Source organism: Pseudomonas zhanjiangensis, from assembly GCF_041027545.1.
Lineage (GTDB): Bacteria > Pseudomonadota > Gammaproteobacteria > Pseudomonadales > Pseudomonadaceae > Aquipseudomonas > Aquipseudomonas zhanjiangensis.
Window position 1 is genome coordinate 20,148 of record NZ_JBFTEG010000022.1, and the last position, 12,182, is coordinate 32,329.

The following is a 12,182-nucleotide window of genomic DNA, read 5'->3' on the forward strand; positions in this document are numbered from 1 at the left end:
CTCGGTGGGCAGTGCCCGCTCTTGTTATGGAAAGTTCGCCGAACGCTCGACTCAGTCGACCGTGACATTGGCCACCACGGCGGCCGACGACGGTGGGCGGCGCCAGACATTGACCAGCTGCACCAGCGCCAGCAGTACCAGCACCGCCATGCAGGCCAGCACCGGCAGCATGGCCAGCGCCACGGGATAGCCCACCACCGGGCTGGCGTTGCTCCAGCCGAACTGCACCTGCTGCCAGGCGCCCCAGGTCGACAGGCCGCTGGCCACCGCCACCAGCAGCCAGCTGCAGGAGTCGACCAGCAGCCGCGCGGCCTTGGGGAAGCGATCGCGGATCAGGCTGAAGCTCATCAGCTCGCCGCGGCGCATGCTCGAGGCCACGCCGACGAACACCAGCCAGACGAAGGCCAGGCGCGACAGCTCCTCGGCACCGGCCCAGCCGGAGTTGAAGGCATAGCGCAGCACCACGTTGCCGAACACCACCAGCACCATGAAGCCCATCAAGGCGGCCATCAGGTGGTCGGTCAGGCGATCGAACAGCCGCGCCAGGCCGCCGGAGTAGATCGGCTCGCCGGTCAGGCGGGCGCCGGCCTTGTTAGCGCTATCAAACACCTGCGCAGAAAGATCCACCGCCTCCTCGATCTCGACCTCCAGCGGCTTGCCACGAACCCAGGCACAGACCTGGCCGACGACGGCGCTGCGGCTCTGGGCGGCATTCACCGCCAGCACACCGGGTTCGCCGCTGGGGTCTTCGAGGGTAGCGAACTGGCTGTCGACCAGCGAGGTCGGCATGAAATGCCCCGGGCGCGCGCCGACCCGCTGCAAGGCGGTGGCGTGGTCGATGGCCAGGTGGGCGAAGCGCAGGCCCGGCACCGCGCCACGCAGGCGATCGCGGTAACTGCGCTTGAGCGCCGAGCAGGCCAGTACGAAGCCCTCGCCGGCAGCCTCGGCGTCCTGCATCTGGATGATCAGGGCATCCAGCCAGTGGCGGCGGTCGTCGTCGCTCAGCGGGATGCCGGCACGCATCCGTTCGACGTTTTCCCGGGGGTGGAACTGGTCGGCCTCGATGTGCCGCCAGCCGAGTTGGCGGGCGACGGCCTGGCTGATTTCGCTCTTGCCCGAGCCACTGACGCCCATCACCACCAGGGTGCGCTCAGCGGGCTCGAGGTCACGAGCAGGAAGGCATGTAGACATGGGTTCTCCGGGGCGCCATCGGTGCGGCGCCGTTTTGTTTTCGCGGATGTTAGCGCTATCAATCCTGTCCGACAAGCTCGAAATTTGTAACGGCGGACGGAGGGCGACGAAGGGAGAGCCACGATCGACCCGGCGCAGGCCGACCTATGCGGGAGCCAGAGCGGCCGCCGGCTCGGGCGCCGGCGGCCGCGCGACCGAATCAGAGACTGCGGGCGATCACCAGGCGCTGCACGTCGCTGGTGCCTTCGTAGATCTGGCACACGCGCACGTCGCGGTAGATGCGTTCGAGCGGGAAGTCCTTGAGGTAGCCGTAGCCGCCGAGGGTCTGGATGGCGGACGAGCAGACCCGCTCGGCCATTTCCGAGGCGAACAGCTTGGCCATCGATGCCTCGGTCAGGCAGGCCAGGCCGGCCTCGCGCAGGCTGGCGGCGTGATGCACCATCTGCCGCGCCACGGCGATCTGGGTGGCCATGTCGGCCAGGCGGAAGGCCACCGCCTGGTGCTCGATGATCGGCTTGCCGAAGGTCTGCCGCTCGTGGGCGTAGTCGCGCGCCGCCTCGAAGGCCGCGCGGGCCATGCCCACCGCCTGGGCGGCGATGCCGATGCGCCCGCCCTCGAGGTTGGCCAGGGCGATGCGGTAGCCCTCGCCCTCCGCGCCCAGGCGCAGGCTGGCCGGCAGGCGCAGCTCGTCGAACTGGATCTGGCAGGTGTCCGAGGCGTGCTGGCCGAGCTTGTCCTCGACCCGCACCACCGAATAGCCGGGGCTGTCGGTGGGCACGATAAAGGCGCTGATGCCCTTCTTGCCGGCTTGCGGGTCGGTCACGGCGAACACGATCACCATGCCGGCGTGGCTGCCGGAGGTGATGAACTGCTTGCTGCCGGTGAGCACATAGTGGTCGCCGTCGCGCCGGGCGCGGGTGCGCAGGTCGCTGGCGTCCGAGCCGGCCTGGGGCTCGGTGAGGGCGAAGGCGCCGAGCATGCGACCCTCGGCCAGCGGCCGGAGGAAGCGCTGCTTCTGCTCCTCGCTGCCGTACTTGAGGATCGGCATGCAGCCCACCGAGTTGTGCACACTCATGATGGTCGAGCAGGCGCCGTCACCGGCGGCAATCTCCTCCAGGGCCATGGCGTAGGCCAGGTGGCCGGTCTGGGCGCCACCCCAGTCTTCCGGCACCAGCATGCCCATGAAGCCCAGCTCGCCCATCTCGGCAATGGCCTCGGCGGGAAAGCGGTGCTCGCGGTCCCAGTCGGCGGCAAAGGGCTTGAGCCGCTCCTGGGCGAACTGGCGGGCCATGTCGCGGATCTGCAGTTCGAGTTCTGACGGAATCATCGATTTCTCCCGGTTCAGTTCAGCAGTTCGATGGCCATGGCCGTGGCCTCGCCGCCGCCGATGCACAGCGAGGCGACGCCGCGCTTGAGGTCGTGCTGCTGCAGGGCGCTGAGCAGGGTCACCAGCACCCGCGCCCCGGAGGCGCCGATCGGGTGACCGAGGGCGCAGGCGCCGCCGTGCACGTTGAGCTTGTCGTGGGGAATGTCGAGGTCGCGCATGGCCGCCATCGGCACCACGGCGAAGGCCTCGTTGATCTCGAACAGGTCGACCTCGCCCAGCGACCAGCCGGTGCGCGTCATCAGCCGCTGCAGGGCGCCGACCGGCGCGGTGGCGAACAGGTTGGGCGCGTGGGCGAAGGTGGCGTGCCCGCGGATCGCCGCCAGCGGCATCAGGCCGCGCTTCTCGGCCTCGGAGCGGCGCATCAGCAGCAAGGCGGCGGCACCGTCGGAGATCGAGCTGGCGTTGGCCGCGGTCACCGTACCGCCCTCGCGGAACGCCGGCTTGAGCGTGGGGATCTTGTCCAGGCGCGCCTTCGGTGGCTGCTCGTCGCTGTCGACCAGGCGCGATTCGCGGCCCTGCTTGGCCTCGACCGCGACGATCTCGGCTTTGAACCGCCCGGCACTGATGGCCTGCTGGGCGCGGGTCAGCGAGGCGATGGCGAAGGCGTCCTGCTGCTCGCGGGTGAAACCATAGGCCTCGGCGCAGTCCTCGGCGAAGGTGCCCATCAGCCGGCCCTTGTCGTAGGCGTCCTCGAGGCCGTCGAGGAACATGTGGTCGAGTACCTTGCCGTGGCCCATGCGGTAACCGCTGCGCGCCCGCTCCAGCAGGTAGGGCGCGCCCGACATGCTCTCCATGCCGCCGGCGATCACCACCTCGGCGCTGCCGGCGAGCAACAGGTCGTGGCCGAGCATCGCCGCCTTCATCCCCGAGCCACACATCTTGTTTACCGTCGAGCACACCGTGCCCAGGCTCAGGCCCGCCCCCAGCGCCGCCTGGCGCGCCGGCGCCTGGCCCTGGCCGGCCTGCAGCACGCAGCCCATGATCGCCTCGTCCACCGCATCAAGGGCCAGCCCTGCGCGCTCGAGGGTGGAACGGATCGCCGCGGCGCCCAGTTGCGCGGCCGTGACCTCCTTGAAGTCGCCGAGGAAGCCGCCCATGGGCGTGCGTGCGGCGCTGACGATAACGACCGGATCGGAATTGGTGGACATCGGGTTACCTCTCGTAAGCAGTCTCGATGGCCCGACCAGCAGGCGGGCCACCCTTTCAGATTAGTTGGACCGTTTTATTTGGCCGCCATGCGCAAGGCGCCATCCAGGCGGATCACCTCGCCGTTGAGCATCGGGTTCTCGATGATGTGGCGCACCAGCGCGGCGTATTCGTCCGGGCGGCCCAGGCGCGGCGGGAACGGCACGTTGGCCGCCAGCGAATCGCGCACCTCCTGCGGCATGCCGGCCATCATTGGCGTCTCGAAGATGCCCGGGGCGATGCACATCACGCGGATCCCCGAACGCGCCAGGTCGCGCGCCGCCGGCAGGGTCAGGGCGGCCACGCCGCCCTTGGAGGCGGCATAGGCCACCTGGCCCATCTGCCCGTCGAAGGCGGCGACCGAGGCGGTGTTGACGATCACCCCGCGCTCGCCCTCCTCGTTCGCCTCGCCCCGGGCCATGGCCTCGGCGGCCAGGCGCAGCATGTTGAAGCTGCCGACCAGGTTGACCTGGATCACCCGGCTGAAGCTGTCCAGGCCGTGCACGCCGTTGCGTCCCAGGACCTTCTCCGCCGGCGCCACCCCGGCGCAGTTGATCAGCCCGTGCAGGCCGCCGAATGCCTCCAGGGCCGCGGCCACCGCGCGCTGGCCGTCGGCCTCGCGGGTGATGTCGGTCTGCACGAAGCGGGCATTGGCGCCCAGCTCCTCGGCCCGCGCCTCGCCGGCCTCGGCGTTGATGTCGGCCAGGACCACCTTCGCACCCTGCTCAACCAAAGCGCGGGCGGTGGCCAGGCCCAGGCCGGAGCTGGCGCCGGTGAGAAGAAATACTCGGTCTTCGATACGCATGCTTGCTGCTCCTTGTTCAGTGGGCCGCGGCCGCCTGGGCCTTGGCGATCTCCTGGTTGCGCAGGAGGAAACGCTGGATCTTGCCGCTGGGGGTCTTGGGCAGCTCGTCGACGAACTCGACCTCGCGCGGATAGGCATGGGCCGACAGGCGCTTGCGCACATGCTGCTTGAGCGCCTCGCCCAGTTCGGCACTGGCGGCGTACTGGCCGTGCAGCACGACGAAGGCCTTGACCAGTTCGGTGCGCTCCGGGTCCGGCTTGCCGATCACCGCCGCCTCGATCACCGCCGGGTGTTCGATCAACGCGCTCTCCACGTCGAAGGGGCCGACCCGGTAGCCGGAGGTGGTGATCACGTCGTCGCTGCGGCCGACGAAGCTGATGCTGCCGTCCTCGTTCAGCTCCACGGTGTCGCCGCTCAGGTAGTAGTCGCCGACGAAGGCGCGGGTCTCCATGCCCTGGTAGCCGGCAAACCAGCACAGCGGCGAGTTCGGCCGGTCGATGGCGAGGATGCCCGGCTGGCCGGCCGGCAGCTCGCGCTGCTGTTCATCCAGCACCACCACGCGGTGGCCGGGAACGGCGAAGCCAGCTGCGCCGAGGCGCACCGGGTGGGCCAGCGCATGATGGTTGCACAGCACCATGCCCAGTTCGGTCTGGCCATAGTGATCGTGGATGGTGACGCCCAGGCCGCTGGCAAACCAGCGGATCACCTCCGGGGTCAGCGGCTCGCCGGCGCTGCTGACCGCGCGCAGGCGGCCCTTGAGCTGCGCCTCGACCTCCTCCCGGGCCGCCAGCAGCAGGCGGTAGGCGGTGGGCGAGCCGGCCAGGTTGTTGATGCCGTACTTGCGGATGATCCGGCAGGTGCTCTCCACCGTGAACGAACCTTCGTAGAAGGTGGTGGCGTGACCCATGGCCAAAGGCCCGGTCACCGCGTAGTAGAGGCCGTAGGCCCAACCCGGATCGGCCAGGTTCCAGAAGGCGTCGTCCTCGCGCAGGTCCACCGCCTCGCGCAGGTAGCCGACGAAGGCCAGGATCGCCTTGAGCGGCACCGCCAGCGGCTTGGCCAGGCCGGTGGTGCCGGAGGTGAACATCAGCAGGAAGGGATCCTCGCCGCTACGCAGCACCGGCTCGAAACAATCGCTCTGGCGCTCCAGCTCGGCCCAGAAGTCCGCCTCGCCGGCGGCCGCCGCACCGGCGGTCGCACCGACCGTCAGCACGGCCGGTGCATCCTGCACCTCGTCCAGCTTGTCGCGGTTGGCCGCATCGACCACCAGCAAGCGCGTGCCGGCGGTGGCGATGCGGTGCTCGATGGCCTTGGGGCCGAAGGCGGTGAACAGCGGCTGGTACACCGCGCCCAGGCGCCAGGTGCCGAGGATGGTAACCAGCAGCTCGGGGGTGCGCGGCAACAGGCCAGCCACCCGGTCGCCGGGGCGCACGCCACGGCTGTGCAGGTAGTTGGCGAAGCGCGCCGAGGCCTGCTGCAACTGGGCGAAGGTCCAGGTGGCGCTGTCGCCGTCGCGCCCCTCCCAGAACAGGGCGACCCGCCCGGAGTCGGCATGGCGGTCGCAGCACTCGACGCAGGCGTTGAGGGCATCGAGCGAGCCGGCCAGGGTCGCGGCAGCCATGCTCGGGTAATCGAACTCACGGGCAGCGGTAAGGTAATCGCGCATGAAGGTGACTTCCGGTTTGTTGTTGTCCTTCGATGGTCGCGCCGCGGCCGGCCCCGGGCAATGTCGGCAGGCGTCTATCGGCCTGAGCGTTTTTGACAGCGCCGGCTCAGCTCGAGGCGTCATCCGGGTGGGTGAGCGCGCGGTATTGCCCCGGGGTGGTCCCGGTCCATTTCTTGAACGCCTTGTAGAAGGCGCTGCTGTCGGCGAAACCCAGTTCGAAGGCCAGTTCGGTGAAGTTGCCCGCACCGCCATCCAGGCGGGCGATGGCCAGGTCACGGCGCACCTGATCCTTGAGCCCCTGGTAGGACTGCCCTTCCAGCGCCAGCTTGCGGCGCAGGGTCGAGGGCGCCATGTAGAAGTGCCCGCCCAGGGCCTCGAGGTCGGGCCAGCGCTCGGGCTTGAGGTTGCGTAGATAGACCTTGATCCGTGCGCCCAGGCTCTGCGGGTCGCGGTAGCGCACCAGGATATTGCCCGGCGCACCGGCGAGGAATCGCTGGAGCTCGCGCTCGCTGCGGCGCACCGGCAAGGCCAGGCAGTCGGCGTTGATCAGCAGGCGGCTGTGCGGCCGGGCGAAGCGCAGGTTGTCGCTGAACATCACCCGGTAGTCGGCCAGGTAGTCCGGCGCGGCGCAGCGCAGCTCGACGCCGAGAATCGGGATACGCCGCCCCGCCAGCCAGCAGGCCAGGCCGTGCAGCATCATCCACAGGGTGAAATAGGCGAAGGCCCGGGTCGGCGGTGCGCCCTCGTCGTCGAGGACGATCTGCGCCAGGCTGCCCTGGCGCTCCAGGCGCGGACTCAGGCCATCGAACAGCAGCCCGGTGAAGCGCAGCATGCTCTGCAGCGCCGCACCGATGTCCGGCTCGTGCAGCGCCGCCTGGGCCATAAAGGCGAAACTACCGGACTTCATGCGCCTGGGGTTCATGCCGAAGAACTCATCGTCCGAGGCCGCGGCAATTGCCCGCCACAGCCGCGCATAGGCCTGCGCCGGGACGCGCGCATAGGGCCGCAGGAGCAGCGCCGGGGCGATGCCGGCCTGCTGCAGCAGCGGCGCCTCGTCGAAGCCCTGGCGGCGCAGTTCCAGCAGGGCTTCGTTGACCAGGCGCACGGAGATCGTGCCCTTCTCGCCGATCCTGTCGCTCATGGCCTGCCCCGCTCCCCGGCGCACCGGCTCACGCCGAGCGGGCCAGCGCCAGTTCCTCGATGCTGATCTCGCGCATGCGGAATTTCTGGATCTTGCCGGTCACGGTCATCGGGAAGGCGTCGACGAAGCGGAAGTGGCGCGGCACCTTGAAGTGGGCGATGCGGCTCTTCGCCCAGTCGCGCAGCTCGTCCTGGGTCGCGCTGTGGCCGGGATGCAGCTTGATCCAGGCGACGATCTCCTCGCCGTACTTGTCGTCGGGAACGCCGATGACCTGCACGTCGGCCACCGCCGGGTGGGTGAAGAAGAACTCCTCCAGCTCGCGCGGGTAGATGTTCTCGCCGCCGCGGATGATCATGTCCTTGCTGCGTCCGACGATGCACACGTAGCCCTGCTCATCCATCGCGGCCAGATCGCCGGTGTGCATCCAGCGCGCCGGGTCGATGGCCTCGGCAGTGGCCGCCGGGTTGTTCCAGTAGCCGAGCATCACACTGTAGCCACGGGTGCACAGCTCGCCGATCTGGCCGCGCGACACCAGCCGCCCCTGCTCGTCGACGATCTTGGTTTCCAGCTGCGGCTGGGTGCGCCCGACCGTGGTCACGCGCAGCTCCAGTTCGTCGCCCGGGCCGGTCTGCAGCGACACCGGGCTGGTCTCGGTCATGCCGTAGGCGATCTGCACCTCGGCCATGTGCATCTCGCCGATCACCCGCTTCATCACCTCGATCGGGCAGGTGGCGCCGGCCATGATCCCGGTGCGCAGGCTGGACAGGTCGAACTCGCCACGCTGCGGATGATCCAGCTCGGCGATGAACATGGTCGGCACGCCGTACAGCGCCGTGGCCCGCTCCTCGGCCACCGCCTGCAGGGTGGTCAGCGGGTCGAAGGCATCGCCCGGGTAGATCATGGTGCTGCCATGGGTCAGGCAGCCGAGGTTGCCCATGACCATGCCGAAGCAGTGGTACAGCGGCACCGGGATCACCAGGCGATCCTGCTCGGTCAGGCCCAGGCTCTCGCCGACCATGTAGCCGTTGTTGAGGATGTTGTAGTGGCTGAGGGTCGCACCCTTGGGGAAGCCGGTGGTGCCCGAGGTGTACTGGATGTTGATCGGGTCGTCGAACTGCAGGCCGGCCTGGCGCTCGACCAGGGCCTGCGGCGCCACCGCGGCGGCCTTGGCGAGGAACTTGGTCCAGCTGAGCAGGCCGGGCGGCGGCGCCTCGGCCAGGCTGATCACCCCGTGCAGCTCCGGCAGCCTGGCGCTGGCCAGTTGCCCGGGGACACTAGCGGCCAGTTCCGGCACCAGCTCCAGGAGCATGGCGTGGTAGTCGCTGGTCTTGAACACATCGGCGCAGATCACCCAGCTGCAGGCCGACTGCTTGAGCGCGTAGTCCAGCTCGCTCAAGCGGTAGGCCGGGTTGATGTTGACCAGAATGGCGCCGACCTTGGCGCTGGCGAACTGGGCGATGCACCACTGAGCGCAATTCGGCGCCCAGATGCCGACCCGGTCGCCGGCCTGCACGCCCAGGGCCAGCAGCGCGCGGGCGGCGCCATCGACCTGTTCGGCCAGCTCGCCCCAGCTGTAGCGCAGCTGCTGGTGGCGCACCACCAGGGCTTCGCGCTCGGCGAAACGCGCCACTGTGGCATCGAAGGCCGCGCCTATGGTCATGGCCAGCAAGGCTTTGTCCTGCGGGCCGCGGGTGTAGCTCAGTGGGTTCATCGAACAATCCCCTCGTTGTGCTTGTATTGGGGTGGTTACGGGCAGGCAGCCCGGGCAGGGACGGACCCTTGCCTTTACGTCAACGTAAAGCTAATTCAGCAGAGCGGCGACTGTCCAGTCAGCTATTGGTCTTATGCCCAATCCGCCAACCGATGCCGGGTAGCCCGACGCTCCTCAGCCGGTGGTCAAGTAATGCATCTCGGTCGACTCGCCCATCAGCAGCGGCCGGTTGAGGTCGGCGCAGGCGCGCAGGTACTCGGCGGCCAGGGTGACGCGCTTGAGCTTGCGCAAATCCTCGCTGTAGGACAGCCAGAACTGGCGGATGACATCGACCTGCTCCGGCAGCACCTCACACAGGCGCGGGTCCGGTCCGGCCAGGAAGCACGGCAGGATGGCCATCGCCCGCCCCTGCAGGGCGGCGTGGTACTGGGCGATCACGCTGGTGCTGCGCAGGTGGCTGCTGGCGCCGGGCACCATGTCGTTGAGGTAGAGCAGCTTGGCGCTGAAGGCCAGGTCGTCGACGTAGGTAACGAAGGGATGGCCGGCCAGGTCGTCGCGATCATGGATGGGCGCATGGCCGGCCAGGTAGCCGGGGGTGGCATACAGGCGCAGGCGGTAGTCGCACAGCTTGGAGCAGACGTAGGGCCCGCGCTCCGGGCGCTCCAGGGTGATGGCGATATCCGCCTCGCGGCGCGACAGGCTGACGAAGTGCGGCACCGGCAGGATGTCCAGGGAGATATGCGGGTAGCGCTCGAGAAAGCCGCTCATCTGCGCGCTGACGAAACAGCAGCCGAAGGCTTCGGTGCTGGCGATACGCAGATGGCCGGAGAGCCCCAGGCTGGTGCCGGAGACCTGCTCGCAGGCGGCCTGCAGGGTGCTTTCCAGGGTCTCCGCATGGCCCAGCAGGCGCTGGCCCTCGACGGTCAGGACGAAGCCTGACGCCCGCGACTTCTCGAACAGCAGCGCCCCCAGGCTCTGCTCCAGGGCGCGGATGCGCCGCGATACCGTGGTGTAGTCCACCCCCAGGCGCCGGGCCGCGGCACTGGCGGTGCGGGTACGGGCCACCTCGAGGAAGAAGCGCAGGTCGTCCCAGTTGAGCTTGTCGCCAGCCGTGTTTTTTTGCATGGGCGTCGGTCGATTCCGTGGGTGGCAGCGGGAAATGTGCACAGGTATACCCCGTGCCAACTGGCGTGACCAGCGCGTCACATGTGATTTTTTTGCATATCCATCCGGTTTATTTGCACCTTCTTGCTGCGCAAACGCCTACCTATACTCCGGCCACATGCCTGATCGAGCTGTGCATCAGGCCAGTCCCGACAACAACAAGACAGGGCCGATACCATGAACAGCAACTGCCTCCCCTTCCTCGCCGCCCGCGACTTCCTGCTGGCCCAGCGCAGCGACTACGCCACCGCCGTGCGCGAGTTCCGCTGGCCACAGCTGGAGGCGTTCAACTGGGCGCTGGACTACTTCGACGCCATGGCCGCCGGCAACCAGGCACCGGCACTGTGGATCGTCGAGGAGGATGGCAGCGAGCAGCGCTACAGCTTCGCCGAACTGGCCGAACGCTCCAACCGGGTGGCCAACCACCTGCGCGAGTTGGGCGTGCGCCGCGGCGAGCGCATCCTGCTGATGCTCGGCAACCATATCGCCCTGTGGGAGACCATGCTGGCGGCCTTCAAGCTCGGCGCCGTGGTGATCCCGGCGACCGCCCTGCTCACCGCCGATGACCTGCGCGACCGCATCGAGCGCGGCGGCGTGCGCCATCTGGTGGTGGGCAGCGAACACACCGACAAGTTCGCAGGCCTTGCGGCCGGCTGCACGCGCCTCTGCGTCGGCGCGCCGGTCAGCGGCTGGACCAGCCATGCCAACGCCTCCGGCTACTGCGCCGAGTTCCAGGCCGAGGGCAGCACCAAGGCCAGCGACCCGCTGCTGCTGTATTTCACCTCCGGCACCACCAGCAAGCCGAAGATGGTCCTGCACAGCCACCAGAGCTACCCGGTCGGCCATCTGTCGACCATGTACTGGATCGGCCTGCAGCCGGGCGACCTGCACCTGAACATCTCCTCGCCGGGCTGGGCCAAGCATGCCTGGAGCTGTTTCTTCGCGCCCTGGAATGCCGGCGCCTGCGTGTTCATCCACAACGTCGCACGCTTCAGCGCCCCGGCCCTGCTCGAAGTGCTGGAGCGCTACGGCGTCACCAGCCTGTGCGCACCGCCCACGGTCTGGCGCATGCTGATCCAGCAGGACCTGGCCGGCTGCCGCGAGCGTCTGCGCCTGCGCGAACTGGTCGGCGCCGGCGAGCCCCTCAACCCGGAGATCATCGAGCAGGTCCAGCAGGCCTGGGGCCTGCCGCTGCGCGACGGCTTCGGCCAGTCGGAAACCACCGCGCTGGTCGGCAACACCCCCGGCCAGCCGCTCAAGCCCGGCTCCATGGGCCGCCCGCTGCCCGGCTACCGGGTGTGCATGCTCGACCCGGATGGTGCACCGGCCAGTGAGGGCGAGGTGGCCCTGCCCCTGGCCCCCGCGCCGCTGGGCCTGATGCTCGGCTACGAAGACAGCCCGGAGAAGACCGCCGAGGTGATGCGCGGCGGCTACTACCGCACCGGCGACACCGCGGCCATCGATGCCGAGGGCTACATCACCTTCGTCGGCCGCGCCGACGACGTGTTCAAGGCCTCCGACTACCGCATCAGCCCCTTCGAGCTGGAGAGCGCGCTGATCGAGCACCCGGCGGTGATGGAAGTGGCCGTGGTGCCCAGCCCCGACCCGCTGCGCCTGGCAGTGCCCAAGGCGTTTCTGATCCTGGCCCAGGGCCACGCCGGTAGCGCCGAACTGGCCGAGCAGATCTTCGCCTTCGCCCGCGAGCACCTGGCGCCCTACAAGCGGGTGCGGCGCATCGAGTTCGTCAGCGAGCTGCCCAAGACCATCTCCGGGAAGATCCGCCGGGTGGAGCTGCGGCAAATGGAAATCCAGCGCCGCCAGGGCGACGCGCGGGCTGAACAGGAGTACTTCGAGGAAGACTTCCCGCACCTCAAGGGCTGATAAACGGCCGCCAAGCCGGCCCCTTCACCGCTAACCCGACCGCTCGGACGA

The 12,182-nt window shown here is 68.9% G+C and carries 9 protein-coding genes; 1 reads left to right on the top strand and 8 read right to left on the bottom strand.

The features are described 5' to 3' along the window. Window positions 1–51: 51 nt before the first annotated feature. The 8 genes from AB5S05_RS19605 to AB5S05_RS19640 all read right to left on the bottom strand — a co-directional run bounded on the left by AB5S05_RS19605 (window position 52) and on the right by AB5S05_RS19640 (window position 10,211). The gene (locus tag AB5S05_RS19605; protein WP_369289237.1) at window positions 52–1,134 is read right to left on the bottom strand and encodes a gluconokinase, GntK/IdnK-type; all 1,083 of its coding nucleotides are present in this window, start codon (window positions 1,132–1,134) and stop codon (window positions 52–54) included. A 256-nt stretch (window positions 1,135–1,390) separates the two neighbouring features. Then, entirely contained in the window at window positions 1,391–2,518 is a 1,128-nt protein-coding gene (locus AB5S05_RS19610) for an acyl-CoA dehydrogenase family protein (RefSeq protein WP_369289210.1), read from the bottom strand. Window positions 2,519–2,532: 14 nt separating this feature from the next. After that, the gene (locus AB5S05_RS19615) at window positions 2,533–3,726 is read right to left on the bottom strand and encodes an acetyl-CoA C-acyltransferase (protein WP_369289211.1); all 1,194 of its coding nucleotides are present in this window, start codon (window positions 3,724–3,726) and stop codon (window positions 2,533–2,535) included. Window positions 3,727–3,800: 74 nt separating this feature from the next. Continuing rightward, window positions 3,801–4,568 carry a 3-hydroxyacyl-CoA dehydrogenase gene (locus AB5S05_RS19620; protein WP_369289212.1) on the bottom strand — a complete coding sequence of 256 codons (768 nt, stop codon included), beginning with the start codon at window positions 4,566–4,568 and terminating at the stop codon, window positions 3,801–3,803. Between the two features lie 16 nt (window positions 4,569–4,584). After that, a complete protein-coding gene (locus AB5S05_RS19625; protein WP_369289213.1) occupies window positions 4,585–6,234 on the bottom strand; it encodes an acyl-CoA synthetase in 1,650 nt (549 codons plus the stop codon). Between the two features lie 106 nt (window positions 6,235–6,340). Next, window positions 6,341–7,375, bottom strand: coding sequence for an AraC family transcriptional regulator (locus AB5S05_RS19630; protein WP_369289214.1), 1,035 nt, complete (start codon window positions 7,373–7,375; stop codon window positions 6,341–6,343). A gap of 28 nt (window positions 7,376–7,403) precedes the next feature. Beyond that, window positions 7,404–9,086, bottom strand: a complete 1,683-nt coding sequence (locus AB5S05_RS19635; protein WP_369289215.1) for an AMP-binding protein — start codon at window positions 9,084–9,086, stop codon at window positions 7,404–7,406. A 174-nt stretch (window positions 9,087–9,260) separates the two neighbouring features. Further along, window positions 9,261–10,211 carry a LysR family transcriptional regulator gene (locus AB5S05_RS19640; RefSeq protein ID WP_369289216.1) on the bottom strand — a complete coding sequence of 317 codons (951 nt, stop codon included), beginning with the start codon at window positions 10,209–10,211 and terminating at the stop codon, window positions 9,261–9,263. Between the two features lie 216 nt (window positions 10,212–10,427). On the opposite strand from AB5S05_RS19640, the gene AB5S05_RS19645 reads away from it, so the two are divergent. After that, complete coding sequence (locus AB5S05_RS19645) at window positions 10,428–12,131, top strand: AMP-binding protein (RefSeq protein WP_369289217.1); 1,704 nt, start codon at window positions 10,428–10,430, stop codon at window positions 12,129–12,131. The last annotated feature ends 51 nt before the right edge of the window (window positions 12,132–12,182 follow it).